We start from the raw sequence: 876 nt of genomic DNA on the forward strand, positions 1-876 counted from the left end.
TGGGGATGAGGGCAATGAGCTCATTGCTGAAGCAACCATTAACATGTGCCAAAAACTGGGTTATCAGGTGGTGGCAGAAGGTGTCGAAAATGAAGAGACGATGGAGCGCTTAAGAGAGCTAAAGTGCGATTCTGTTCAAGGTTATTTACTAACCCCACCTTTGCCGATGGAGAGGCTACTTCAGTGGCTTGATAAGTCTGAAAGCGATACGCGTGACGTATCCTAGCAAGGCGTCACGCATTTGCAGTTTTAACTACGTTTTCTAATCAATGCTTCCTGGCATACTGAAGCAACTAACTCACCTTGTTGGTTAAAAATATTCCCTCGATTAAAGCCTCTTCCGCCTGACGCACTAGGGCTATCCATATCGTAAAGTAACCATTCATCAACCTTGAAAGGGCGATGGAACCATATCGAATGATCAAGACTCGCAACTTGCATGCCTTTTTGCATAAAACTCAAACCGTGCGGCAGCATACTAGTACCAAGCAGGCCGAAGTCCGAGGCATAGGCCAGAAGGCAATGGTGTAATGATAGATCATTGGGGACTGATGCCACCGCTCTAAACCAATTTTGCTTATAGGGTGGACGAATATCCGGGTTGGTATAGTCAATTGGCTTAACTGGTCTGATTTCGATTGGTTTATCGCGGGTGAACTGCTCCCTAAGTTTTTCAGGTATCAGGTGCTTAAAGCGACGACGTATTTCCAGCTCGGAAGCCAGTTCTTCTGGCGACTTGCTTTCGGGCATATCAAACTGGTGTTCTGAACCCGCTTCATCTTTTTGAAACGAAGCGTTGAGGGTAAAAATCTCTTTGTCGTCTTGCCGGGCAATGACTCGCCGTGTTGCGAAAGAACTACCGTCTCGAATAATCTG

The 876-nt window shown here is 46.3% G+C and carries 1 protein-coding gene and 1 pseudogene; one reads left to right on the top strand and one right to left on the bottom strand.

The genetic code is table 11. The features are described 5' to 3' along the window. The coding region (locus A3735_RS03595; RefSeq protein WP_156499380.1) for an EAL domain-containing protein at nucleotides 1-226 on the top strand (226 nt) is incomplete at its 5' end. Nucleotides 227-249: 23 nt separating this feature from the next. Here A3735_RS03595 and A3735_RS03600 read toward each other — a convergent pair. After that, nucleotides 250-876 (bottom strand): annotated as a pseudogene (locus A3735_RS03600) (acyl-CoA thioesterase II); the annotation flags it as partial.

It is taken from the genome of Oleiphilus sp. HI0061 (assembly GCF_001635675.1).